Annotated in this window: 26 protein-coding genes and 2 tRNA genes; 8 read left to right on the forward strand and 20 right to left on the reverse strand. The window is 70.1% G+C overall.

The window, feature by feature from the left end; all coding sequences use genetic code 11:
* Positions 1-88: 88 nt before the first annotated feature.
* The 9 genes from IW245_RS24280 to IW245_RS24320 all read right to left on the reverse strand — a co-directional run bounded on the left by IW245_RS24280 (position 89) and on the right by IW245_RS24320 (position 7,954).
* Positions 89-430, reverse strand: coding sequence for a VOC family protein (locus tag IW245_RS24280; protein WP_197005470.1), 342 nt, complete (start codon positions 428-430; stop codon positions 89-91).
* Positions 431-498: 68 nt separating this feature from the next.
* Positions 499-852, reverse strand: a complete 354-nt coding sequence (locus IW245_RS41755; protein WP_233472910.1) for an ArsR/SmtB family transcription factor — start codon at positions 850-852, stop codon at positions 499-501.
* Positions 849-1,295, reverse strand: a complete 447-nt coding sequence (locus IW245_RS24290; RefSeq protein WP_197005471.1) for an SRPBCC domain-containing protein — start codon at positions 1,293-1,295, stop codon at positions 849-851. The genes IW245_RS41755 and IW245_RS24290 overlap by 4 nt, the downstream gene beginning before the upstream one ends.
* 377 nt (positions 1,296-1,672) lie before the next feature.
* Positions 1,673-2,086, reverse strand: coding sequence for a hypothetical protein (locus IW245_RS24295; RefSeq protein ID WP_197005472.1), 414 nt, complete (start codon positions 2,084-2,086; stop codon positions 1,673-1,675).
* 98 nt (positions 2,087-2,184) lie between these two features.
* Positions 2,185-2,261: transfer RNA gene (locus IW245_RS24300), tRNA-Met, on the reverse strand.
* 198 nt (positions 2,262-2,459) lie between these two features.
* A complete protein-coding gene (locus IW245_RS24305) occupies positions 2,460-3,605 on the reverse strand; it encodes a Fic family protein (RefSeq protein WP_197005473.1) in 1,146 nt (381 codons plus the stop codon).
* Positions 3,606-3,757: 152 nt separating this feature from the next.
* Positions 3,758-3,834, reverse strand: a tRNA-Met gene (locus tag IW245_RS24310).
* A 121-nt stretch (positions 3,835-3,955) separates the two neighbouring features.
* Positions 3,956-6,868, reverse strand: a complete 2,913-nt coding sequence (locus IW245_RS24315; RefSeq protein ID WP_197005474.1) for a UPF0182 family membrane protein — start codon at positions 6,866-6,868, stop codon at positions 3,956-3,958.
* A 51-nt stretch (positions 6,869-6,919) separates the two neighbouring features.
* The gene (locus tag IW245_RS24320; protein ID WP_197005475.1) at positions 6,920-7,954 is read right to left on the reverse strand and encodes a YlbL family protein; all 1,035 of its coding nucleotides are present in this window, start codon (positions 7,952-7,954) and stop codon (positions 6,920-6,922) included.
* Between the two features lie 123 nt (positions 7,955-8,077).
* On the opposite strand from IW245_RS24320, the gene IW245_RS24325 reads away from it, so the two are divergent.
* Positions 8,078-9,253 (forward strand): zinc-dependent metalloprotease, encoded by a 1,176-nt coding sequence (locus tag IW245_RS24325; protein ID WP_504739616.1) that lies wholly within the window; start codon positions 8,078-8,080, stop codon positions 9,251-9,253.
* Between the two features lie 102 nt (positions 9,254-9,355).
* On the opposite strand, the gene IW245_RS24330 is transcribed toward IW245_RS24325, so the two are convergent.
* Positions 9,356-9,952 (reverse strand): TetR/AcrR family transcriptional regulator, encoded by a 597-nt coding sequence (locus tag IW245_RS24330; protein ID WP_197005477.1) that lies wholly within the window; start codon positions 9,950-9,952, stop codon positions 9,356-9,358.
* A gap of 89 nt (positions 9,953-10,041) precedes the next feature.
* Here IW245_RS24330 and IW245_RS24335 point away from each other — a divergent pair, with 89 nt between their 5' ends.
* The gene (locus tag IW245_RS24335; RefSeq protein ID WP_197005478.1) at positions 10,042-10,881 is read left to right on the forward strand and encodes a class I SAM-dependent methyltransferase; all 840 of its coding nucleotides are present in this window, start codon (positions 10,042-10,044) and stop codon (positions 10,879-10,881) included.
* Between the two features lie 59 nt (positions 10,882-10,940).
* Here IW245_RS24335 and IW245_RS24340 read toward each other — a convergent pair whose 3' ends face one another.
* Both IW245_RS24340 and IW245_RS24345 read right to left on the reverse strand, forming a co-directional pair.
* Positions 10,941-11,489, reverse strand: coding sequence for a hypothetical protein (locus tag IW245_RS24340; protein WP_197005479.1), 549 nt, complete (start codon positions 11,487-11,489; stop codon positions 10,941-10,943).
* Positions 11,490-11,570: 81 nt separating this feature from the next.
* Entirely contained in the window at positions 11,571-12,080 is a 510-nt protein-coding gene (locus IW245_RS24345) for a M48 metallopeptidase family protein (RefSeq protein ID WP_197005480.1), read from the reverse strand.
* 346 nt (positions 12,081-12,426) lie between these two features.
* Between IW245_RS24345 and IW245_RS24350 the strand changes: the two genes are divergently transcribed.
* From IW245_RS24350 to IW245_RS24360, 3 genes are all read left to right on the forward strand, one after another.
* Positions 12,427-12,585, forward strand: coding sequence for a DUF5679 domain-containing protein (locus tag IW245_RS24350; protein ID WP_197005481.1), 159 nt, complete (start codon positions 12,427-12,429; stop codon positions 12,583-12,585).
* 162 nt (positions 12,586-12,747) lie between these two features.
* Positions 12,748-13,791 (forward strand): hypothetical protein, encoded by a 1,044-nt coding sequence (locus IW245_RS24355; RefSeq protein WP_197005482.1) that lies wholly within the window; start codon positions 12,748-12,750, stop codon positions 13,789-13,791.
* A complete protein-coding gene (locus IW245_RS24360; protein WP_197005483.1) occupies positions 13,788-15,101 on the forward strand; it encodes an ABC1 kinase family protein in 1,314 nt (437 codons plus the stop codon). The genes IW245_RS24355 and IW245_RS24360 overlap by 4 nt, the downstream gene beginning before the upstream one ends.
* Here the strand turns inward: IW245_RS24360 and IW245_RS24365 are convergent.
* From IW245_RS24365 to IW245_RS24380, 4 genes are all read right to left on the reverse strand, one after another.
* Positions 15,067-15,249, reverse strand: coding sequence for a hypothetical protein (locus IW245_RS24365; protein WP_197005484.1), 183 nt, complete (start codon positions 15,247-15,249; stop codon positions 15,067-15,069). The genes IW245_RS24360 and IW245_RS24365 overlap by 35 nt on opposite strands.
* Before the next feature lie 355 nt (positions 15,250-15,604).
* Positions 15,605-15,910, reverse strand: coding sequence for a WhiB family transcriptional regulator (locus IW245_RS24370; protein WP_197005485.1), 306 nt, complete (start codon positions 15,908-15,910; stop codon positions 15,605-15,607).
* Between the two features lie 121 nt (positions 15,911-16,031).
* Positions 16,032-16,361, reverse strand: coding sequence for a hypothetical protein (locus IW245_RS24375; protein ID WP_197005486.1), 330 nt, complete (start codon positions 16,359-16,361; stop codon positions 16,032-16,034).
* A 222-nt stretch (positions 16,362-16,583) separates the two neighbouring features.
* Positions 16,584-18,773, reverse strand: coding sequence for an ATP-dependent DNA helicase UvrD2 (locus IW245_RS24380; RefSeq protein WP_197005487.1), 2,190 nt, complete (start codon positions 18,771-18,773; stop codon positions 16,584-16,586).
* A gap of 95 nt (positions 18,774-18,868) precedes the next feature.
* On the opposite strand from IW245_RS24380, the gene IW245_RS24385 reads away from it, so the two are divergent.
* The 3 genes from IW245_RS24385 to IW245_RS24395 all read left to right on the forward strand — a co-directional run bounded on the left by IW245_RS24385 (position 18,869) and on the right by IW245_RS24395 (position 20,291).
* A complete protein-coding gene (locus tag IW245_RS24385) occupies positions 18,869-19,114 on the forward strand; it encodes a mycoredoxin (RefSeq protein WP_197005488.1) in 246 nt (81 codons plus the stop codon).
* Positions 19,115-19,200: 86 nt separating this feature from the next.
* Positions 19,201-19,752 (forward strand): aspartyl/asparaginyl beta-hydroxylase domain-containing protein, encoded by a 552-nt coding sequence (locus IW245_RS24390; RefSeq protein ID WP_197005489.1) that lies wholly within the window; start codon positions 19,201-19,203, stop codon positions 19,750-19,752.
* Between the two features lie 32 nt (positions 19,753-19,784).
* Positions 19,785-20,291: a ferredoxin family protein gene (locus tag IW245_RS24395; RefSeq protein WP_197005490.1), complete on the forward strand. Its 507-nt coding sequence runs from the start codon at positions 19,785-19,787 to the stop codon at positions 20,289-20,291.
* A gap of 57 nt (positions 20,292-20,348) precedes the next feature.
* Here IW245_RS24395 and IW245_RS24400 read toward each other — a convergent pair whose 3' ends face one another.
* The 4 genes from IW245_RS24400 to IW245_RS24415 form a co-directional block, all read right to left on the reverse strand.
* Positions 20,349-20,885 (reverse strand): hypothetical protein, encoded by a 537-nt coding sequence (locus IW245_RS24400; protein ID WP_197005491.1) that lies wholly within the window; start codon positions 20,883-20,885, stop codon positions 20,349-20,351.
* Between the two features lie 70 nt (positions 20,886-20,955).
* The gene (gene nudC, locus IW245_RS24405) at positions 20,956-21,789 is read right to left on the reverse strand and encodes an NAD(+) diphosphatase (protein WP_197005492.1); all 834 of its coding nucleotides are present in this window, start codon (positions 21,787-21,789) and stop codon (positions 20,956-20,958) included.
* The gene (locus IW245_RS24410) at positions 21,786-23,111 is read right to left on the reverse strand and encodes a M16 family metallopeptidase (RefSeq protein ID WP_197005493.1); all 1,326 of its coding nucleotides are present in this window, start codon (positions 23,109-23,111) and stop codon (positions 21,786-21,788) included. Before IW245_RS24410 ends, nudC begins: the two co-directional genes overlap by 4 nt.
* Positions 23,108-24,403 (reverse strand): M16 family metallopeptidase, encoded by a 1,296-nt coding sequence (locus IW245_RS24415; protein WP_197005494.1) that lies wholly within the window; start codon positions 24,401-24,403, stop codon positions 23,108-23,110. Before IW245_RS24415 ends, IW245_RS24410 begins: the two co-directional genes overlap by 4 nt.
* Between the last annotated feature and the right edge of the window lie 45 nt (positions 24,404-24,448).

Raw genomic sequence — 24,448 nt, forward strand, 5'->3', positions numbered from 1 at the left:
GTCGTCTCAACGAACGGGGTCGACCGACCTACCTACGAACCTGGTGCGACCGTGTGGAGGGCCACGGTCCTGTCACGGAACTAGAGGACTACTTCCACTCGATGATCTGGAGGTAGTTCCCATCGGGGTCGGCGAACGTGCCGAACTTGCCCTTCTCCCGGTCCTCGATCGTGATCCACTCCACGCCGGCCGCGTTCAGCTGGGCCTCCATGGCGTCGAAGTCCTCGACGTGGAAGTTGATGATCGCGCGGGCCGGGTCGTTGTTCTTCGCCTCGACGTCGTCGCGCCCGTCGATGACCAGCAGGAAGCCGTCAAGGTCGATCGCGCCCTCGCCGGTGAACTCCGGCGCCAGCGCCTTGATGTACCACGCCCGCATCTCGGCGGGACGGGTCGTGCCGAGCAGCATGCTTCCAGGCTTCAGAGTCGTCATGTCGAATCTCCCTCGTTCTGTGATCACAGATCGCGGCGGAGGCTGTCGCCACACCACGTGTCCAGGTGCTACGTGAGATCGTGTTCCGCCGCCTCAGCGACGCGCTTGATGGCCGCCAGCCGACGGTCCCAGTCGGCCGCGAGCGAGGACATCCACCGCGTGGTGGCGTCCAGGCCAGCTGGCCGCAGCGAATACCTCACCTCGCGCCCGACCCGGTTGCCGACGACGAGCCCGGCGGCGTCCAGGACGGCGAGGTGCTTGACGATCGCCTGTCGGGAGACGGGAAGCCGCCCGGCGAGCGTCGTCGCGGTGGCCGCGCCCAGCGCGGCGAGAAGGTCGAGCAGTCGGCGACGGGTGGGGTCGGCGAGCGCGCCGAGAACGCTGCCGACCTCCTCGACCGCTCTGTCGGGTTCTGCTATCACACAGTCGACGCTTCGACGCGGTTCTTCGCCTCGTTGAGGACCTCGGGCCAGCCGGCGGACAGGTTCTTGATCGTGTTGGCCCGCACCTCTTCGGACACGGCCAGCGCGGCGAACCCGCTCTCGACCACCGTGAGGCGGGTCTTGTCACCCTCGGGGGACAGCGTGAACTCCACAAGGGTGCTGTTGCCCTCGGTCAGCTCCTGACCGGGGGAGGCCGGAGCCCACCGGTACGCGACATACGACTGCGGCTCGACCTTCACCACGCGCACCGGGAACTCGCCGTGGTCCGGGTTCTTCGCCACCATCGACTCACCCTCGACGGCGGTCGTGCCCTTGATGCTCTCCGGGTCGGCGACCCAGAAACCGGGTGCGGACACCAGCGACCACACGCGCTCGACCGAAGCGTCGATCAGAGTGTCACGCTCGATCATGTCGTTGCTCATGAGGAACTCCTTCAAGTGCCAGCATTGAGTGCAACCGAATTATTGCACGTCAGCCGATCTTCGTGCAACCAAAACGTTGCACAAGGGTCAGCGCCGGAGTGATGACGCCGGTCCTGGCCTGGTGCGCGGGTCGCCGCGCCCCCAAGGCTTCCAGTGGCGACTTCGACGTGGTTCTTCCTGCGTGCGCTCTTCACGTGGAGCCGCGTGGCAGGCTCACTCCCGCCGGCGGCGCGGCGCGGCCGGCGGGCGCGCGGGGACCGGGCACGGCGTACCCGATGAAGGTTGGTTCCGGGGACGTGAAACGGCCTCCCCTGGAAGGCCGTTCTTCGCGGCCGCGGGGTGCGCTGGCCGAAACCTGGGAGGCCCGACCTCGGGGGCTACATGATCGCGCGATGCCCGGACAGGTGGACGATCACGTCATCGGTGCCGGTGACGTACGTCTGAACGCACACTTCCCGCATGTCGATGAAGGACTTGCCACGGCAGGCCGACCCGTCGCTGTCGAGCCGCCAGCCGTGCTGGTCCTCAAGGTGCTTGCGGACCTGTTGGAGCACCTGGGCGGATGAGGCACCGGACGTACTCCGTACCGTGACGCGCCAACTACAGGTGCCGGATCCGCAGTTCCTCCAGCTGGTCGCCTCCACCTCACCGGTCAGCCCGGCGGGCATGGGCAGCGCCTCATCACGATCCGGCAGAAACGGTTCAGATAGCGTGATGTAGAACAAAAATCCACCACAGCAGACCAGCATGATCGCGAAGGCGCCGGCAATCAGCACAGCCCTGGTACGCATGAGGCCACATTGTGCCACTCGAATGTCCACATCCGAGCCGCTGCCGCCACTCACGCGCGAAAACGGCCTCCCAGGTCTCCCTGGAAAGCCGTTCTTCGTGGTAGCGGGGACAGGATTTGAACCTGTGACCTCTGGGTTATGAGCCCAGCGAGCTACCGAGCTGCTCCACCCCGCGTCGTCTGGAGCCGCGATTCCGCCGCACCAGCTTGGGCGACTCTAGCCCAGTTGGACCGAATCACCTAGCCGGGGGTCTACGAGCAGGTAATACAGGGGATCTCACCGGACGAACAGCTTGACAGTTCATCTGTCAATCTGTTCACAGCTGCCTGGGCGGTCGACCGGCGGCAGTCAGCAGCTGAAGCCGCCACCTCGTCTACCCAAGCCGAACGGTAAATTGATTTGGTGACGTATACGGGTCCTCAAGGCGCCGCCGCTCTTGAACGACGCTGTGGCGGATGTTCTTGAGTTCCGGGGTGGCGACGTAGTAACGGCCTTTCGTTTCCCCCATAGGCTGCAAGAGGCCAGCCTCGACCAACATCCTGAGGTCGCGGTTGGCTGTTCCCAACTCCACATCGGCATCTTTTTCGTATGCGAGTCGCCGAACCTTTAGCCCGAGAGCCGCCGAGTAAAGGGCAAAGCTTGTTCGCTCTGGCAGTTTCTTACCGGCCGTCACCCGGTCCAATTCGGCCCAGGTTCGCCTGGCGTCGTCGACCCGACGCAGGACCGTTTGAGCCTGCATATGGTGGGCAACAAGGTTGAATCGAACCCATGACTTGGTACTGCGCTCCGGATGCCAGGCACCCCCGCCCGTGTCAGCGAGCACCGAGTAGTAGGCCGTGGTGTTCCTGCCCAACCACTCCTCGATGCTGCTGAACTCTGGGGTCAGAATCTTCTCCCGAGCCAGCACCATGGTTTGAAGGGCTCGGGCCATCCTTCCGTTGCCATCCCGAAACGGGTGAATCATCACCAGATTCAAGTGGGCCATTGCAGCTCGGACAAAGACAGGCGAGCCATCCGATTCGAGGTATTCGACCAGCTCGCGCATCAGGCCCTGCACGAGATCAGCTTCTGGCCCCTCATACACCCTGAGGTCATGTTCATCGTCGTGCACGAATATCTGGCCTTGGCGGTATCGACCAGGACTCTTACTGAGGTCATGCCCGAGCATCATGAAATGCAGGCTACGCATCAAGGACTCATCCAGAGCGAACGAAGTATCGTCCGCAAGCTGCTGGATATAGGTCAAAGCGTTCCGGTAGCCGATGATCTCCAGCGAGGTGCGACGATCCGCATCCAGCGGCTCCTCGTCCTCCATGAGCGCCAAGGCGTCATCCAGGGAGACGTCGTACCCTTCGATGCTGTTCGAACCTCTGACCGCACGCGCTTTCAGGTTGCGGCGCAGCTGCCCATTCCAGCGTCGAGGCTCGTGGAGGTGAACGCGCAGCTTCTGGCGAAGATCGTTGATCTCAGCGATCACACGGTCGTCCTCGCCATCAAGTTCAGGCACTTCGAACAACATGACCACAGCATCTCATCTTGATAGATTATCTGTCAAGATGAATAGATGATTTGTCAATCAACACGGTCGCCGCGAACTCCGATCCGCCTGATGCGATGGCCGTTGGGCACAAAAAAGTGGCCCGGACCATTTCTGGTCCGGGCCACTTCCGGTGGTAGCGGGGACAGGATTTGAACCTGTGACCTCTGGGTTATGAGCCCAGCGAGCTACCGAGCTGCTCCACCCCGCGTTGCCTCAGCGATTCTTTCGCGTTCCGTTCCTCGCTGACTTGAGTAACAGTAGCCCATGGCGTGTGGATCAACAAATCGGCCCCTCCCCACCCGTGAACAGGCGGAAAGGGGCCGATGTCGTCAGGGTGTCCCCGTCCGCTTCTTCGCCTCTTCGAACTCCTTGATCGCGGTGTCCAGGTTCTTCAGCGCCCTGCCGTACGCCTCGAAGTCCCCGGCCTGCTGGGCGCGTTTCGCCTCGTCGATCGCCGCCTGCATCTTGGCCACCGCCGCCGCCAGGTCACCGGTGGTGGCCGGTGGCGTGGGAGTCGCCGTCGGGGGCGTGGTCGTGGTCGGGGGGACGGGCGTGGTGGTCGGCGGGCGGCCGGCCGCGGCTGCCGCCTGGCGGACGATCTGGTCGAGCGCCGCCTCCAGGGTGTCGCCGTAGCCGACGTAGTCGCCCTGGCCGAAGGTGACGAGCACCTTCTTGGCCTGCGGGTAGTTGGTGCCGCCGGTGCCGCCCTGGATGTAGAGGGGCTCGACGTAGAGCAGGCCGCCGCCGATCGGCAGGGTGAGCAGGTTGCCCTTGATGAGTTTCGAGGGCGCCGTGTTGAACAGTGCGATGTCCCGGTTCACGTCGGGGCTGCTCAGGAGCTTCTGCTGGGCGAGGCCGGGGCCGAGGAGGCCCTGGACGCTGGCGAGGTCGATCAGGTCGATCTTCGGGGTGCCGTCAGCGGAGTAGTAGGCCGACATCATCGACGCCAGGTTGGGCCGGTTGCGCGGCGTCATCGACGCGGTCAGCTGGAAGGTCTGCTTCTCCTGCCCGGGGAACTGGGTGAGCAGGTAGTACGCCGGCTGCGGCGACTTCACCTCGTGGGTCGGGTCGTCCGGCACCTGCCAGAAGTCGTCCCCGGAGAAGTACTGCTTCGGGTCGCTGACGTGGAACTTGGTCAGCAGGTCGCGCTGCACCTTGAACAGGTCCTCGGGATAGCGCATGTGCGCCATCAGCTCCGGGGAGATCGCGGACTTCGGCTTGACGATGTCGCCGCCGAAGGCCTTGTTCCAGGCCTTGAGGATCGGGTCGGCCTCGTCCCAGGCGAACAGGTTCACCGTGCCGTCGTAGGCGTCGACGGTGGCCTTAACCGAGTTGCGCATGTAGTTGACGTCCTGGCGGACCTGCGCGACGGTGCCGGTGCCGGTCTGGGCGTCACGGGCGGCGTCGCGGAGGTTGACCTTCTGCGAGTACGGCACGGTGGAGGAGGTCGTGTAGCCGTCCACGATCCAGACGACCCGGCCCTTCACCACCGCCGGGTACGGGTCGCCGTCCACCGTGAGGAACGGCGCGGCCTTCTCGACCCTGTCGCGCGGGTTGCGCACGTACAGCACCCGGGAGTTGTCGTTGAGGGCGCTGGAGAGCAGGAAGTTCGCCTCGCGGTACTTGAGCGCGAACAGCGTCCTGCGCAACAGGTTGTCGACCTTCACGCCGCCGGTGCCGTCGTAGGTGAAGTTGGTCTGCTGCCCGCCGGCCGTCGGCTTGTCGAACTCGATGTCCTTGTCCCCGCCGGACTTGCCGACGATGGAGTAGTCGCTCATCAGCTCGCCGTAGTACACCCGGGGCTGCTCGGTCGGGATCTTGTCGCCCCGGTCCACGCAGTCGGTGCTCTGGCTGCTCTTGCCGTCGTCGAGGAAGCCGGAGGAGAAGTACGGCTGGCCGCCGCAGACGACCTTGTCGGCCGGGGCGCCCACGAAACCGTACCCGTGGGTGTAGACGGTGTGCCTGTTCTGCCAGTTGGTCTGGTTGTCCCGGAGGTTGTTCGGGTTGATCTCGCGCACGCCGACGACGTAGTCCTGGGTCTTGCCGTCGGACGTGTACCGGTCGATGTCGAGCTTCGGGCCGAAGTCGTAGAAGCCGCGCACCTGCTGGAGCTGGGTGTACGTCTCGGACACCACCGCCGGGTCGAGGAGCCGCACGTTGGAGACGCTCGGGTCGCTGGCCAGGTTGGCCGGTGGTGTGGTCGTCGGCGTGTACGTCGATCTGGCCACCTTGTCGAGCCCGTAGCCGTACCGGGTCGAGTCGATGGCGCGTTTGATGTAGTCGGCCTCCTTCTCCCGGCTGTTCGGCTTGACCTCGATGGCCTGCACGGCCGCCGGGTAGATGCCGCCGACCGCGACGGCGGCGAGCCCGAGCAGAGCCAGGGCGGCGCCGGGCCAGACCAGGTTGCGCATCACGGCGTTGGAGAACACCAGGATCGCGATGGCCACCACGATGGAGATCCAGGCCAGGATCTCCTTGGCGGGCAACAGCGCGTTGATGTCGGTGTAGCCGGCGCCGGCCACGTCGGTGCTCTGGTTCTGGCCGAGCAGCATGCCGCGCCGGTCGAGCCAGTAGGCGACGGCCTTGAGGAGCACGAACGCCGCCACGAGGGCGGTCAGGTGCGCGCGGGCCGCGGCCGACATCCGGTCGCCGGAGCCCTCCAGGCGCACCCCGCCGTAGAGGTAGTGCAGGGCGAGCGCGCCGAGCAGACACAGCACAGTGGTGGTGAAGGCGACGCCGAGCAGGTACCGCCAGAACGGGTACTCGAAGACGTAGAAGCCGAGGTCGACCTTGAACTGCGGGTCGACGACGCCGAAGTTCCCGCCGTTGCGGAACAGCAGCCACTGCTGCCAGTGGCCCTGGGCCGACAGGCCGGTGAGTACTCCGAGCAGGGCCGCGGTGCCGCCGAGCACCCAGCGGATCCGGGGGGTGAGCGCCATCCGGTACCGGTCGAGCGCGCGTTGCGCCGGCGACCCCGACGGCAGCAGCGGCCGGAGCCGGAACGCCAGGAAGAGGTTGCCGCCGACCAGCGCGGCGACGCCGAGCCCGAACGCGAGGAACATCAGGATCCTGGTGGTCAGCACCTCGCGGAACACCGCGGTGTACTTGACCTCCGCGAACCACAACCAGTCCGTGTACGCGTCGACCGCCCAACTCAGGACCGTCATCAGGACGAGCAGCACGGCGAGGGTGCCCATCACCCGTCGGCCACGCCGGCTGACCCTCGGTATCGGAGTACGCATCGCCACAGCTGGTTCTCCCAAGTCTCGTGAGCTTGGGAACCAGACTACGGGCTACTTACCATCACTGGCGCCGCACAGCACGGGCTCGCGGTGTTCGCGGATCGCCGCGAGGGCCGCGAGGGCGTCGTCGAGGGTCTTCACCTTGGCCAGCGGCAGCCCCGGCTGGGCGTTCTTCACGGCCTCCGCGCAGTTGTCCGCGGGGGTGAGGAAGAACTTCGCGCCGTCCCGCTTCGCGCCGACGAGCTTCTGCGCGATGCCGCCGATCGGCCCCACCGCTCCGCTGTCGTCCATGGTGCCAGTGCCGGCGATGACGACGCCGCCGGTCAGGTCGGTGGCGTCGAGCTTGGCGAGGATGCCGAGGGTGAACATCAGGCCGGCGGACGGGCCGCCGATGTCGCCGAGCTTCACGTCGATCTTGAACGGGTGCGGCTGGGCCTGCTCCAGGCTGACCCCGATCGCCGGCTCGCCCTTCTCGTTGGCCGCCGAGACGACCGGCACGGAACCCTTGACGCCGTCGCGGGTGTAGTCGACGACGAAGCTGGTGCCGACCGGCTTGGCCTTGATCAGCGGGGCGACGTCCGGTACGCCGGAAATGGCGTGCCCGTCGACCGCGGTGATGATGTCGCCGGCCTTGAGCTTCCCGTCGGCCGGCTTGCCGGCGACGATCTCCTTGACGCCGACCTTCACCGGGTAGCCGAGCTTGCTGAGCGCCGCGGTCTCCGCGCTGGACTGCGAGCGCTGGAACTGCTGGGCGTTCTCGTTGTCGACCTGCTTCTGGCTCTTGTCCGGCGGGTAGACCAGCTCGCGGGGCACGACGGCCGTGTCGGTGTCGAACCAGTAGTAGATGGCGTCCAGCAGGCTGATCTCGGGGCTGACCGAGACCGTGACCAGCCGGAGCTGCCCCTTCGGGTTGTAGGACTCCCGGCCGTCGATCGTGATGATCGTCGCGTCCTTGTACGAGCCGAGGGTGTTCACCGTCGGGCCCGGGCCCAGCGCCACGTACGGCACCTTCACCCAGAGCAGTGAACCGGTGAGTATGCCCACCAGCACGATGCCGATCAGTACGGTCACGCCCCGACGCCTCATGGTACGAGAGCGTATCGCGTACCTTTGAAAGCGTGATCGGGACGGAGAGCAACTATGAGCGATAACCCTCCGTTCGGCTTCGGGGTGCCCGGTGGTGGCGTGCCCGACCCGAACGATCCTCAGATGCGCCAGATCATGGCCCAGCTGCAACAGATCCTGAGCGCCCAGCCGGGCACCGGCCCGGTGAACTGGGACCTGGCCAGGCAACTCGCCGTGCAGGAGCTCGGCGAGGACCCGCAGCCCACCCAGGCCCAGAAGGACGCCGTGGCCGAGTCGCTGCGGCTCGCCGACCACTGGTTGGACCCGGAGTCGGCCATGCCGTCCGGTTCGTCCAGCGCGGTGGCCTGGAGCCGCAACGAGTGGCTGTACAACACCCTCGACGTGTGGAAGCCGCTGTGCGACCCCCTCGCCGCCCGGATGGTCGCGGCGCTCGGCGACCTGATCCCCGAGGAGCTGCGCACCCAGCTCGGCCCGATGAACGCGATGATCGGCCAGCTCGGCGGGGCCATGTTCGGCCAGCAGTTGGGCGCGGCGCTGGCCAAGCTCGCCGCGGAGGTGCTCTCGGCCAGCGACATCGGCCTGCCGCTCGGCCCGGCCGGGGTCGCGGCCCTGGTGCCGGCCAACATCGCGGTGTACGAGGAGGGCATGGACGTCACCGAGGACGAGATCCGGCTCTACGTGGCGCTGCGCGAGGCCGCCCACCAGCGGCTGTTCGGGCACGTGCCGTGGCTGCGGTCGCACGTGCTGTCGGCCGTCGAGGCGTACGCGCGGGGCATCTCGATCGACCGGGACGCCGTGGAGGACGTGGTCGGCCGGATCGACCCGACGAACCCGGAGTCGATGCAGGAGGTGTCGTTCGAGGGGATGTTCTCCTCCGCCGACGACAACCCCGAGCAGCAGGCCGCCCTGCGCCGCCTCGAGACGATCCTGGCCCTGATCGAGGGCTGGGTCTGCCACGTGGTGGACAAGGCGTGCGCCGGCCGGCTGCCCGACGCCGACCGGCTGGGCGAGGCGTTCCGCCGCCGCCGGGCCGCCGGCGGGCCGGCCGAGCAGACCTTCGGCACCCTGGTGGGGCTGCAACTGCGGCCGCGCCGGCTGCGGGAGGCCGCCGCGCTGTGGGCCGCCGTGGGCGAGGTGCGCGGCGTCGAGGGCCGCGACAGCATCTGGGAGCACCCGGACCTGCTGCCCACCGACGAGGACTTCACCGACCCGACGGCGTTCGCGAACCGGACGCTCGGCGACTTCACCGACATCGGCGACCTGTTCACGGACGAGAAGCCGAAGGACGAAGAAGCCTAAGACGGTTACGGCGACACCTGCCCCGGTCTCCAGCGGCGACTCCCCGCTGGAGACCACCGGCGTCAGAGAACCAGTCGACGGCACGCCGACATGCCGTCGCGCCTACTCCTGGGCTGGCCCGCCGACCAGCGCCCCCACCAGCCGGCGGAGCGCGTCGCGCGGGTCCTGGCCGCCGGCCCAGCTCGTCATGAGCAGGTGGTGGGCTGTGCCGACGATGGCCAGCGCGACGCTGCCGACATCCACCCCGGCCCCGACCCGGCCCAGCCCTTTCTCCGCGTCGAGGTATTCGACGATCGCGGCCTCGACCGTGCCCAGCCCCGGCGCCCCGGCCGCCATCGCCGCCCGGATCCGTGCGGACACGCCGGCCCTGGTCATCGCCAGACCCGCCACGGCCGGGGCGTGCGCGTCGAGCATCGAGGCCGCGGCGTCGGCGAGGTTGCCGGCCACCGTCTCCCGCCCGGCGAGCGTCGGTAGCACCGCCACCCGCTCGGCGGTCCGGCGGAACCGGTCCAGGACCAGCGCGGCCACGAACTCGTCCAGGTCGGCGAAGTGGTTGTAGAGCAACCCCTTGGCGCAGCCGGCCTCCGTGGTGACCGCCCTGCTGGTCAGCCCGTCGGGCCCCGCCGCGGCGAGCACCCGTTCCGCGGCGTCGAAGAGCCGCTGCCGCACGTCTGGTACCGCCACGCCGCGTGGTGACATCCCACTCCCCTTGCCAAGTATGGGCGATCGCCCATACCGTATGGGCGCGCGCCCATACTACCGGTGGGCCGCGTCCCGGAGGAGATCTGATGCACCCGATCGCCAACACCGACCAGTCCACGGCCTGGAACGGCTACGAGGGCACCCACTGGGCGGACAACGCCCAGCGCTGGAACACGGTCAACGCCGTCGTCAACGAACCACTGCTCCGGGCGGCGGCGATCGCCTCCGACGGCCGGGTGCTCGACATCGGCTGCGGTACCGGGCAGACCACCCGGCTCGCCGCGCGCAGCGCCCCACGGGGCCACGCCGTCGGCACGGACCTGTCGGCACCGATGCTGGAGCGCGCCCGGGCCACCACGGCGGCGGAGCGCATCCCCAACGCGCGTTTCGACCAGGGCGACGCCCAGGTCCACCCGTTCCCGCCCGCCGGGTACGACGCCGCGATCAGCCGGTTCGGGGTGATGTTCTTCGCCGACCCCGCTGCGGCGTTCGCCAACATCGGCCGGGCACTGCGCCCCGGCGGGCGGCTGGCCTTCGTCTGCGCGGCCGACCCTGGGCGGACCGACTGGGTGCGGGCCCTCGCCGCGATGGGCGACCACGTGCCGGTCCCCGACTTCCGGGTCGGCGCGCCGGGCATGTTCTCCCTCGGGGAACCCGACCGGATCCACGCACTGCTGACCGGGGCCGGATTCGCCACCCCCACCGTCGAGGCGCTGGAGGTCGACGCGCCCTGGGGCCGCGACGCCGGGGACGCGGCCGGCTTTCTGCTCGACTCCGGCCCCGGGCGGCACGTGCTCGGCCAGGTGGACCCGGCCACCGCGGCCCGGGCCCACGAGGCGCTCAGGTCAGCGCTGCGCGTCCACGAGACGGCCGGCGGCCTCCTGCTGCACGGCTCGTGCTGGCTGGTCACGGCGATCCGCGCCTGACGGACGCCGGGGATTGCCGCTGGAAACCGGATGAGGTGTCGCCGTAACGGAAGAAGGTCTCAGGAGAGCAGGGCCCGGGTGGCGTCCCAGCCCTCCAGCGCCTCGTCGAGGCGGGCGAAACCGGCCGGGGAGTCCAGCCGGTGCCACGGGGTCGTGACCGCGGCCTCCGGAGGCGGCTCGGAGGACCAGTCCAGGTCGGGGATGCCGCCGGCCAGCCGGGCCGCGATGCCGTAGATGCCGCCGCCGACGGCCGGGGCGACCGCCAGGTCCCGGCTGCTCAGCGGGCGGAGCAGCTTGCCGACGAGCATCGCCGGCAGGTCCGGCGCGTCGGCGGCGAGGACGGCGGCCAGGTCGTAGCCGTCGTCGGCCGCCGCGGCGAGGGCCTGCAACGGGCTGGTGGCGGAGTACACCTTCATGGTCGGCCAGCGCACCGCCTCGACCAGGTCGACGGCCTCCGGCGGCGCGGCGACGGCGGCGTCGGTCTCCGCCAGGCCCGCGACCAGGTCGACCATGTCCTCGGCGAGGGCCGCCCGCCACTTCTCGGGGTCGACACCGGGCGGGGCCCAGACGGGCGGGGTCAGCAGGACGATCACGCAGCGGGAGGTCACGTCTCATCTTCGGTCACGCCCGTACCCGGCGTCACCCTCGGTCGGGCCGTGTCGGCGTCCGCCCGCCGGGGGTGTTCCCGGTCAGGCCTGGTCCGCGTCGTCCTGGGTCAGGGCGAGTCCCGCGTCGTCGCCGGTCAGGTCGAGTCCGGCTGCGGCCGCGACCCCTTCGAGATAGCCCTGGGCGCGCTCGGCCTTCGGGAACCGCCCGACCAGCGCCCAGAATGCCGGCCCGTGCCCGGCGACCACGAGATGGCTCAACTCGTGCAGCAGCACGTAGTCGATCACCCACTCGGGCATGCCCCGGAGCCGGTCGGACAGCCGGATGCTGCGCTCCGCCGGGGTGCACGACCCCCACCGGCTGTTCTGGTTGCCGACCCAGCGCACGGTCTCCGGCGGGGTCTTCAGCTCGGGGAGGAAGCGACGACCGAGCTGGATCGCCCGGTCGTAGAGTTCCGTGTCGCTGCGGCGGCGGCGTTGACCTCGGGCCGCGATCCGGTCGAGCATCCGGTCGACCCACTCGCGCTCCTCGGCGCGGCTGAACTGGTTGGGAATGAGCACCACAACCCGGTCGCCGTCCTGGTAGGCGGACACCGTACGTCGGCGGCGATCACTGCGCCGTACCTCGACGTCTGGCCTCTGGGGTGCCACTAGGGCACGCTAACCGGTCCTGGGCCGCTCTCCAAGCCCTTCACGGTGAAATTGTCAAGTCGACCCTTAACAGATGCATTCTGAGCGCTATAAAGTGTCATACTTCAGACATACTCGGCGTGTCTCGGGTCAACCGGGCCGGGAGAGGCCCCCCATCAGGGCAGACTCACGGGGTCGACTTCCTCACAGTGTCGACGTGGCGCTGACGCTTCACCCGTTCGGGGTGGGTACTGTCCGCCGAACCGGTGGTCGCGACCCGCGGCCGGGAGAGCATCAAGGAGGGGTCGCCGTGGCTCAGTACAACGGCTACTGCGTGAAGTGCAAGGAGAAGCGGGACTTCGAGGGGACCGTCGAGGTCTCGAAGACCGGGATGAACATGGCGAAGGGCATCTGTCCGGTGTGCGGAACCAAGATGAACCGCATCCTCGGCAAGGCTCCCGTGGCCTAGGTACATGGGGGGCGGCCGTCAGGCCGCCCCTTTGTCTGTTTTCGGACCGCAGTACCGGATTTCCTGTGGATAACGCGGGTTTCCCTGTGGATAACCCGGTGGACGGGCCCGCGCCTGTGGACAACGCGGCCCGCGACCGGGGCCCAGCGCCAGCCTGAGGTCATGCGTCCACTCCTCGCCCTGCGCCGGCTCCGCCGCGACCCGGGCAGCGTCCAACTCGGCGTCGACCCCGCGCACGCGGCCCTCCTCGACCTCGCCGACCCCCGCCTCGTGCGCCTCCTCGACCTGCTCGACGGCTCCCGCGCCCCCGCCCAGCTGCGGCTCGCGGCCCGCCGGCTCGGCCTGCCCGACGACGCCCTGCCGGCCCTCCTCGACGTCCTCGCCGCCGCCGGCCTGCTCCGGAACGGCACCCTGCCCGCCGGCCTGCCCGAACGGGCCCGCCCCGCACTGCTCACCGAGGCACGGGCGCTCGCGGTCCGGACCGAACCGGCCGGGGCCCTGCGCCGGCGGTGGGCCGCCACGGTGGCCCTCGTCGGGGAGGACCGGCTCTGCGTGCCCCTCGCCGCCGCCCTCGCCAGCTCCGGAGTCGGCCGGGTCGGCTTCGGCCTGACCGGGGTCGCCGGGCGCGTCGACGCCCTGCCCGGCGGCCTGTGCCCCGACGACACCGGCCGGGGGCGGTCCGTGGCCGCCGCCGACGCCGTCCGCCGGGCGGCCCCGCACACCAGGGTGGGCGGCGGGCCGGCGACGCTGGTGGTCCACGTCGGCCACCTGGACCGGCCGGCCCGGCTCGTCGCGCTCGGCCACGCCCGGGGCGGCACCCCGCACCTGGCGGTCACCATCCGTGACGGCAGGATCGCGGTCGGCCCGCTGGTCCGGCCGGGGTCGACGGCCTGCCTCGGGTGCGTCGACCTGTACCGCACGGCCCGCGACCCGCGCTGGCCGTTCCTCGCCGCCCAGCTGGCCACCACCCCGTCCCGCGCGGAGCCCTGCGAGGCGGCGCTGGCCGTCCTCGCCGTCGGGTACGCGACCGCCCAGGTCCTCGTCCAGCTCGACGGCGGCGACCCCGAGACCCTGGACACCACCGTGGAATGGGCCCCGGACGGCTCGGCCCGCCGCCAGTCCTGGCGGAGGAATCCGGACTGTGACTGCATTGGTCGGTGGCCCGGGCGGCACAACGCCCCCGGGGCGGGGACAATGGGCGGGTGACCGACATCCCGCGCCGCGCGCTCTCCCGCACCGCGAAGCTCGCCTCGCTGCCCCTCGGCTTCGCCGGCCGGGCAGCCCTCGGCTTCGGCAAGCGGATGACCGGACTGGCCTCCGACGTGATCAGCGAGGAGATCCAGCAGCGCACAGCCGAGCAGCTGTTCAGCGTGCTGGGGCAGCTCAAGGGTGGGGCGATGAAGCTCGGCCAGGCCCTGAGCGTGTTCGAGGCGGCGCTGCCGGAGTCCCTCGCGGGGCCATACCGGGAGGCGCTGACCAAGCTGCAGGAAGCCGCCCCGCCGCTGCCGGCCGCGACCGTCCACAAGGTGCTCGCCCAGGAGTTGGGGGCCGACTGGCGCAGTCAGTTCCAGGAGTTCGACGACACGCCGACCGCCGCGGCGAGCATCGGGCAGGTGCACCGCGCGGTCTGGGCGGACGGCCGGGACGTGGCGGTCAAGGTGCAGTACCCGGGGGCGGGCGACGCGCTGGTCGCCGACCTGAACCAGCTGGCCCGGTTCTCGGCCCTGTTCAAGATCCTCCAGCCGGGGCTGGACGTGAAACCCCTGGTCAACGAGCTGCGCGAGCGGGTGGTCGAGGAGCTCGACTATGAGCTGGAGGCGAGCTATCAGAAGCAGTTCGCCGCGGCGTACCAGGATGATCCGGAGATCTTCGTTCCGCAGGTAGTCGCCGCCGGGCCACGGGTGATCGTCACCGAATGGATGGCGGGCACCCCCCTGTCGAAGATCATTTCCGGGGGTACGCGGGAGCAGCGCGACCTCGCGGGCCTGCGGATGTCCACCCTGCACTTCTCCGGCCCCACCCGGGCGGGCCTCCTGCACGCCGACCCGCACCCGGGCAACTTCCGGCTGCTCGACGACGGCCGGCTCGGGGTCCTCGACTTCGGCGCGTGCGCCCGGCTGCCCGAGGGCCACCCCGAGCCGCTCGGCCGGCTGACCCGGCTCGCGCTGGCCGGCGAGGCGGACCTGGTGCTCGCCGGGCTACGCGGCGAGGGCTTCGTCAAACCCAACGTCGACATCGACGCCGAGGCGGTTCTGGAGTACGTGCTGCCGATGCTCGCGCCGATCGCCCAGGACGAGTTCCAGTTCTCCCGGGCGTGGCTGCGCGCGGAGGCAACCCGGATCGCGAACCCGAAGAGCCCCGCCTACACGCTCGGCAAGCAGATGAACCTGCCGCCGTCCTACCTGCTGATCCACCGGGTCACCCTCGGCTCGATCGGCGTCCTCTGCCAACTGGAGGCCAAAGCCTCCTACCGTTCGGTGCTCACCCGGTGGCTACCCGGCTTCGCCGACGAGTAGACCCGTCCTCGATCGCGAGGAGATTGGCCCGGGCGCAGAACGCGCACAGCCACAGCCGGCCGCCCGGGCCGAGTTGCAGGGCCCAGCCGTCCAGCGGCGGATCCTCGGCATCCCGGTCGCAGAGCGCACAGTAGACGGTCTCGTCCATGACCCCTCCCCCGGTTGACGCACCGTAACAATTCTCGACGGTACGCCGGCCACGCCCCGGTTGTGGGGGACGCACCGTAACGATCCGCGCATGCGAAACGCCCGCCCCGGCCAGTGGCCGGGACGGGCGGTGTGTGTACTAGGGGGTCCCCGTTCTCAGTGCTGGGTCGAACTAGGCGTCGTTACGACGCGCGACCCACAGAGCGATGCGACGGGCTGCACGGGACGCCCCCTGGCGTACCGGCGCAGCCTTGGGCATTCGTGCCCGGCTCATCGCTTCGTACTGAATATGGTTCACGTGGTTGATTTCGAAGTTCATCGATCTTCCTCTGCTACTCGAAGTATGTCTGTGGTGCTCAGGCCGCGCGGAGCTGCGCGTCCCGGGCGAGGTCTTCCTTACGCGGACGGCCCCGGGGCCGCTTCCGCGGTACTACGGTGCCGCGCTCGAAGATCTCGCCACCCCACACGCCCCACGGCTCCTGCCGCTCCAGCGCGCCAGCGAGGCACTCCACCCGGACCGGGCAGGCACCACACAGGGTCTTGGCGTTCTCCAGCTCAGCCGGCGCCTCCGCGAACCACAGGTCCGGGTTGTTGCGCCGACACGGCAGGTCGTCACGGTCGGTGTCGATGGCCCGTTCCACGGGGACCAACGCCAGGCTCATGCCCGGTTCACCTCTTCCTGTCTCGTTCCACTACGGCGTCGCCCCTGTTTGGAGCAACGAATAAGGCCGCGGATCCCGGTTATCGGGTTCCGCGGCCTCGAGGTGAGCCGTCGCCTGGTGGTTACCAGGTTTCTCTCCCTCGAGGCGGGGTCCCGCCCACGTACGCCCCCGGCCGCTTATCGGCGGTCGACGGACCTTCGGCCAGCTCGCCCGTGATCGGCGCGGTCTGGACCAGTTCACTCATCTGCACGGACTGCGACCCGGACTCGGGCCGGCGAGCCAGCATGACCGACAGGTTCAGCTCGGTGTTGCAACCGGCACCGAAGCCGAATCCGAGACCCCACGCGTCGCCACCACGGTGGGCGGGGGCGAGCAGGGACGGCGCGACAGCGCTCCGGGCGTGGCCGGCCAGCATCGACAGCTGTGCCGTCGTCTTCTCGATGATCACCATTGTCAACACCTCCCGACTAACTCCCGATCCGGACATGGTCACCGCAGCCAGATTCCTCTGGTGTGGTGCCATGAGGCTATGCCTCGCGTAGCAAACGTCGCAACCTAATTTACGGTGCCGTTATCCAGGAACTTTGTGTCAGCACGCGACTACGGCTGGCGGCACTCTCAGGGTACGCGACCAGGGCCCGGCGCGTGGCCCGGTAAGGACCGCCGGGCGTCCTCACCCGGTTGCCCCTTCGGGCAGGACGTCGGCAACGGACTTCCCGGCCACCAGGGCCAGAACCGCCTCGCCGTACAGGCCGAGTTTGCGGGGGCCGATGCCCGCGATGGCCACCAGCTGCGGCTCGCCCGACGGGAGCTGCTCGGCGATCGCGGTGAGCGTCGCGTCCGTGAACACCACGTACGAGGGCACCCGGGCCGCCTGGGCGACCAGCGCCCGCCACGCCTGCAACCGCTCCAGCAGCTCCTCGTCCATCGTCGAGGGGCAGGTGGCGCAGCGGCCCAGCTTGCGTTCCATGGCGTCCATCAAGGTCACGCCGCACACCCGGCAGGACACCGACCTCGCCACCGCGCGGTCCCGCTTCTTCGGGACGGGCTGGGTCGTGGTCCCGGCGCGGGCCGGGCCGGCCGGGAGGAACCGGCTCGGCCGGCGGGACTGCCGCCCCCCGGCCGCGCGGGCCGCCGCCCAGGACAGCCACAGCCACTCCCTGGCGCGGGTGATGCCCACGTAGAGGAGACGACGCTCCTCCTCCAGGGCCTCCGGCGTCTTCGCGTATGTCGTGGGCAGCGTGCCGTCCGCGAGGCCGACCAGGAAGACGGCGTCCCACTCCAGGCCCTTGGCGGAGTGCAGGGAGGCGAGGGTGACGCCCTCGACGGTGGGGGCGTGCTGGGCGGCGGCGCGGCGGTCGAGTTCGGCGGTGAAGGCGGCGAGGCTGGTGTCGGGCCCGGCCGGATCGTCCCACCCGGGCTGGCCGCCGTGCCCGGTGTCGTCGCCGCGGTCGGCCCGGGTCGTGCCGGTCGACCTCGACGCCGCGAACTCCTCCGCGAGGCCGACCAGGGCGGCCAACGCCTCCCACTTCTCCCGGGCCGCGCCGCCGGCCGGCGGGTTCTCCGACCGCCAACCCACGGCGTCCAGCGCCTCGGCGACCGTCGGCACCAGCGGGGCGCCCGGGTCGGCCGTGCGGGTGGCCACGCGCAGGGCCACCATCGCCTGGCGGACCTCGCCGCGTTCGAAGAACCTCTCGGAGCCCTGCAGGACGTAGGGGACGCCGGCGTCGGCGAGGGCGCCCTCGTACACCTCTGATTGGGCGTTGATGCGGTAGAGGACCGCGATCTCGCTCGGCGGGGTGCCGGCGTCGATCAGCGCGGCGCACCGGGCGGCCACGGCCGCGGCCTCCGCGGGCTCGTCGGGGAAGTCGCGCACCTCGGGCTCCGGGCCCGGGGCGCGCTGGCCGACCAGCTCCAGGCGCAACCGGGCCTCAGCGCCGCGCGCCTGGCTGATCACGGTGTTGGCCAGGGCCACGACCTGCGGCGTGGACCGGTAGTCGCGGAACAACCGGACCACGGTCGCGTCCTTGTGTTGCCGGGGAAAATCGACAAGGTAGCCGGAGGTGGCGCCGGTGAACGAGTAGATCGTCTGGCTGGCGTCCCCGACCACGGTCAGGTCGTCGCGGCCGGCCAGCCAGGTCTCCAGGAGCTTCTGCTGCACCGGGTTCACGTCCTGGTACTCGTCGACCACGAAATGCCGGTACTGCGAGCGGATCTGCTCCGCCACGTCCTGGTGCTCCTCCATCGCCCAGGCCGCGGCCCGCAGCACGTCCTCGAAGTCGATCATGCCGGCCGCCCGCTTGGCCCGCTCGTACTCCGCGAACACCGCCGCCACCTGGTCGGCCGCCAGCGGCAGCTCCCGGCCGGCCTTCGTCGCGACGGCCGGGTAGTCCCCCGGCTCCACCAGGGAGGACTTGGCCCACTCGATCTCGCCCGCCAGGTCCCGGGCCAGGGTGCGCTCGCCCCGGTGCCCGGTCTTCGCCGCCGCCAGGGTGACCAGCCGGGCCTTGGAGTCCACCAGCTCCGGCATCGCGCGGCCATGGAAGATCCGGGGGGCGAAATACCGCAACTGCCGCAGAGCAGCCGCATGGAACGTGCGCGCCGACACACCCCCGGCGCCGAGCATGCCCAGCCGGGCCCGCAACTCCGCGGCCGCCCGCGCCGTGAACGTGACCGCCAACACCTGCTGCGGCTGCACCTGTCCGGAACGCACCCTGTGCGCGATCCGGTGCGTGATGGCCCTGGTCTTGCCCGTGCCCGCGCCCGCCAGAATGCACAACGGGCCGGCCGGGGCTGTCACCGCCGCGCGCTGCTCGTCGTCCAGTCCCGCCAGTACGTCGTCCACGGTCACCGATTCTTTCATCTTGCTCTTCTCCGTGTTCGTCGCCACAACGGAGACTGAAACCCACCATCGCGACGTTGACCCGGATAGCGTGCGCCCCCAGGAGGTTTGAACAGATGCTGACGATGTACTCCACCACATGGTGCGGCTACTGCCGGCGACTCAAGTCGCAGTTCGACCGGGAGGGCATCACCTATCAGGTGATCGACATCGAGGAGTCGCCGAGTCACGCGGAGTTCGTGATGAGCGTCAACGGTGGGAATCAGACAGTTCCGACAATTCAATTCTCGGACGGTACGGCGATGACCAACCCGTCGATCGTCCAGGTCAAGGAACAGCTCGCGGCCATCGCGGCCCGCTAGCTCGCCTACGGCCCGGGAGGCCTGACCTCCCGGGCCACCCAACGCCGGGCGGTACGGCTGGGACCTCCGGACCTAGACTGCGGCGCATGTTCCTCGCCCCCGCAGCCTTCCCGTTCGTCCAGGCGCTGACGGCTGCATGGACCGACGTACGCGACGAGTACCTGGCCCTGCCCGAGGACTCGTTCGACCCTTGGGTGCAGCGCGAGATGTACGGCGACGGCTGGTCCGTGTATGGCCTGGTCGCGTACGGCGATCGCATCGAACCGGCGCTCGCGGCATGCCCGCGTACCGCGGCAGCCCTGGAACAGATCCCAGGCCTGACGACCGCCGGGTTCTCCCGGTTGGCACCCGGCACACACATCAAGCCTCACGAGGGCTGGGTGACTACCGTGTACCGGGCGCACCTCGGGCTCATCGTTCCCGAGGACTGCGGCCTCCGGGTCGGCGCGACCACGCGGTCGTGGGCACCCGGCGAGGTGCTGATCTTCGATGACACGGTCAACCACGAGGCGTGTAACCGCGCCGCCTCGACCCGGACCGTTCTCCTTTTCGATTTCCTGCGCCCTGGCGAGAGCCGACAGGACGAGGCCCCGCCGGAGGTCGCAGAGTTCCTGCGTCACCGACGAGACGGCGCGTAGCGAGCCGGTCCTCGCGCCCTACCATGACGACCATGGAAGCCCTGTGGGATCCCGCCAGCGGCCTGTCCGACGCGGACCGTGCGCATTTCTCGAATCTGTGGGACTCCCGGTGCGCGTTGAACGTGCCCGGGCCGTTCTACACCGGCGAGACGGACACCTGCTGGACCGGCCGGCTGGTCGCGCCCGACAACGTGCTGTACGGAGGCGAGTACTTCACGGAGTACATCTTCCGCCAGCCGCGGGGTGCCGACGAAGTTCAGGGCGTCATGGAGGCTGCTCGGTTGGACCCTTTCGCTGGCTACGCGTGCGACGGGAACGACCATTGGACTCCCCCATCGGTCCGCGCCTGGTGGGAGTCCCGGAGCTGGGTCATAGACAGCGTGACCGAGAGCCTGAGGGTTCTGGAGTCCGAGGAACGTGCGGCGTCCCGGGACGCGGCCGAGGGCGCGCGTCAGTTCCTCGCCTACATCGGGACCGGCCTCGAGGACGACCTGCGTGCCTACGCCGTGCTGCTCGGGGGTGTGGACGACGACTGGTGACCCGGCACACTGGCCAGCCCGGGAGGGCGGCGGAACCTTCCGCGTTGCGCGTACCGGTCAGGTTCGGGCCCCGGTGATCAGGGCGTGCACCTTGTCGATCGGGCCGACGTTGCGCAGGACCACCGACGGGTACGTCCCGTACCGGCGCTTGCCCTGCCACACCGACACCACTGTGTCCCACGCGCTCGGGAACCGGCCGAACGCGATCGAGCCGGCCCCGTCGGCGCCCGGCCGGACGACCGGCGGGAACAGCACGTCATGCGGCACCGAGGCGGAGGATCTGTCGGTCTCCGTGCAGATGTTGCGGTCCGTCACCGTGTACCAGGTCTTGCTCAGCCACACCGCCCGCACCAACGGGTGACCCAGCGTCAGGACCGTGCCGACGAGCAGGCCGCTGAGCCGCCACGCGAAGGAGATCGGGTTCGCGGGGATGCCGCCCACGGCCAGGAGCCCGACCCAGCAGGCCAGCCACCCGACGCCCAGCACCATGACCAGCCAGTCGGACCGTTCGACGAACACGAGCCGTTCAGGCCGGCCCCGCCACAACACGTTCTCGCACTCGACCTCGTCGAGTCCCCCGCTGCCCAGAGTCATGCGGCCCAGTATGGGGAATCGGGCCGGGCCCCACCACCCGGTGTCGGCGACGTCGCAGCGCCCCAGCGCCTCAGGGGAGTTTGCCGGCCAGCCAGTTGTCGATCATCATCCGGGAGATCGAGATCCGGGCCGGCAGCAGCACGTCACTGGACCGCAGTTCGGCCCGGGTGCGCCATTCCGCCTCCGCGATCTCCGCCGGGTCCAGCACGAGTGGCTGGTCCGGATCCGCCAGGGCCGTGAAGCCCACCATCAGCTCGTCGGCGAAGGGCCAGCCCTCGCTCGCCACGTACCGGATGTCGGAGACCACGACGCCCAGCTCCTCGAAGGACTCCCGGGCCACGGTGCCCTCCAGGCTCTCGCCCGGGGAGACGAACCCGGCGGTGACCGAGCGGACGTTCCCCGGGCGTGCCACGTTGCGCGACAGCAGGATGCGGCCGTTGTCGCCCGTGACCCCGTCGTGGATGAGCACCAGGACGGCCGGGTTGGTCCGGGGCCAGGTCAGGTCGCCGGCCTCGGTCTGCTGTACCCAGCCGGCGTGCACCGGCCGGGTCGGGTGGCCGGTGCGGGGGTGGAACAGGTGGCTCTCGTGCCAGTTGGCCAGGGCGACGGCTGCCAGGGCCAGCTCGACGAAGAGGTCCGACGGCGGGTCGAGGAGCACCTCGCGGAGCAGGGTCATGTCCGGCACCTCGGACATCACGGCGAAGTAGGGCGTGCCCTCCCCGTCGACACCGAGGAACAGCCGCGCCGCGGCGTCCGCCGACGCCAGCCCACCGCCCGGCAACCCCGAGGGGGTGTCGGACATCGCCGACACCCGGCCGCCGTGTACCGCGAAGACCCGGGCGCGACCCCAGGCCTCCGCTAACCACTCAGGGTCGGTGCGCCGGAACTCCGAACGGTCGATCATGCCCGGACGACTCCGGCGAGGGCCCGCAGGGACGGCTCGACGACGTCCGCCTCGCCGAGGATGACGATCGCGGCGTTCGCCGGGGCGAGGTAGCGCGCGGACGCGGCGGCGACCTGCTCCAGGGTGGTGTTCGCGAGCCGGTCGCAGTGCGCGGCCAGCCAGTCGAGGTCGAGGCCGAAGCCCTCCAGCATGGACGTGAGGCTCGCGATGCCGGCCTGGGTGGCCATGCCGAGCCGGAGGCTGCCCAGCGCGTACTCCCGGGCCTGTTCGAGCTCCTCGGCCTCGGGGGGCAGGACGGACATCCGGCCCAGCTCGTACAGCGTCTCCAGCAGGGCCGGGGCCGTGACCTCGGTGGCCACGTCCGCCGTGATCATGACCGTGGAACCGGCCAGGGAGTGCTCGACGCCGGAGTGCGGGGAGTAGGTGTAACCCTTGTCCTCGCGGATGTTGCCGACCAGCCGGGACGAGAAGTATCCCCCGAAGACCAGGTTGGCGAGGGTGAGCGCCGGGTGGTCCGGGTGGCTGCGCGGCACGCCGGGCAGGGCGATCCGCAGACAGGACTGCACCGAGCCCGGGCGGTCGACCAGGGTGATCGGGCCGCCGCCGAGGGCCGGCACCGCAGGGAACGTGACGGTCGGCGCCGGGCCGGTCCAGGCGGACAGGGCCTGGGCGACCGAGTCGAGAGCCTTTTCGGGTACGACGTCGCCGACGAGCACCAGCGTCGCCCCCTCGGGGCGCACCCGCTCGGCGTGCATCGCCGCCAGCTGCTCGCGGGTGACGGCCCGGACCTGCTCCGGCTCCGGGGTCTGCACCTCGTAGGGGTGGCCCGGGTAGATCCGCTTGAGGAGCGCGACCCGCGCCAGGTGACCCGGCTGGGTGCGGGCCAGGCTGATCCGGTCGGCGATCCGCTCGGCCTCGGTCTCGACCTCGCCCTCCGGGTACACCGCGCCGTTCAACGTGATCGCCAGGAGCTCGAGCAGCCGGTCGAGGCCGTCGACCAGGCAGTTGCCGGAGATGGTGAGCCGGTCCATGTCCGTACCGGCGGCGAGCCCGCCACCGACGGCCTGCAGCTCGGTGGTGATGGCGTAGATGTCCATCTCGTCGGTACCGGCGAACAGGGTGCCGGCCAGGAGACCGGCCTGCGCCAGGTCGGCCTGCACCAACGGCACCCGCAGCCGCAGCTCGACCAGCGGGATCGACGAACGCCGGATCGCGATCACCTTGAGCCCGTTGGGCAGGGTGCGCTCGGCACGCTCCGGCAGGACCAGCGGGCCGGCGGGGGTCAGGCCCGGCACCTCGCGGGGCGTGGATTCAGTGCTCATGCCGACACTCCCGGAATGACCTCGACGCTCGCGCGGCGCTGCGGGCGCAGGGTGGCCGCCGCCGCGATGATCTGTGCCTCTGTGACCTCGCCGAGCAGCCTCGGCAGGTCGTTGATCAGGGCGGGGTCGCCGTGCTGCAGCTCCAGCACCGCGAGGCGGACCGCCCGGTTGGTGACCGCGTCGGACTCCCGCAGGAAGTGCGTGACGAACCGGGCCTGGATCCGGGCCAGCTCGCCCTCGGCGAGGCCGTCGGTGACCAGGCGGTCGATCTCCTCGTCGACGGTGCGCAGCACCTTGTCCGCGTCGCCGCCGGGCGGCATGAACACCTGGAGCAGCAGCGCCGTGGGGTCGCGGACCTCGAACGGCTCGCCCATGAACCCGATGTAGCCGCCCACGCTGGTGGCGGTGCGGTCGCGGAGCACCATCCGCTCCTGGAGCCTGGCGGCCTCGCCGTCGGTGAGGACCTCGGCCAGCAGCACGTACGGCAGGTAGTCGGCGAACTCCGCGATCGGGTCCGGCACCCGCCAGGCCAGGGCGATCGCCGGCAGCGGGGCCATCGCGTCGGTGTAGGACGCGCGGCGCTCCGCCGTCAGGTCCGGCTCGGCGAAGGACGGCCGGACCGGGGCCGGGCGGCCCGTGATGTCACCGAAGTGCTTCTCGACCAGGGCGCGCGCGTGGCCGACCTCGAAGTCGCCGGAGACGGCGAGGACGGCGTTGCCCGTCGCGTAGTACTCCGCGAAGAACTGGGTCGCGCCCTCGACCGTGGCGGACTCCAGGTCGACGAACGAGCCGTACCCGTCGTGGGAGTTGGCGAACGTGTCGAACATGACCGGCGGCAGCTTCAGCCACGGGAACCCGCCGTACGGCCGGTTCAGCACGTTGACCCGGATCTCCTCCTTGACCACGTCGATCTGGTTGGCGACGTTCTCCTCGTTGAGCCGGGGACCGCGCATCCGGTCGGCCTCGAGGAACAACGCCCGCTCGAGCGCGCCGGCCGGCAGCGACTCGTAGTAGTCGGTGTAGTCGAAGTGGGTGGAGCCGTTGAACGTGCCGCCGGCCCCCTGCACGTACTTGAAGTGGGCCAGCTTCTCCAGGTTCTCCGAGCCCTGGAACATCAGGTGCTCGAAGAGGTGGGCGAAGCCGGTGCGCCCCTCCGGCTCCGACCGGATCCCGACGTCGTAGACGACGGTCACGCCGACGACGGGCGCCGAACTGTCGGGCTGGAGCACGACACGCAGGCCGTTGGCCAGGGTGAACCGCTCGATGGTGTAGCTCGTGGCTGGAATCCGCACCCCCCGACCCTAGCGCGTGCGGGGCGCGAGGTGTGGCCGGCGGCG

This window comes from Longispora fulva, assembly GCF_015751905.1.
GTDB lineage: Bacteria > Actinomycetota > Actinomycetes > Mycobacteriales > Micromonosporaceae > Longispora > Longispora fulva.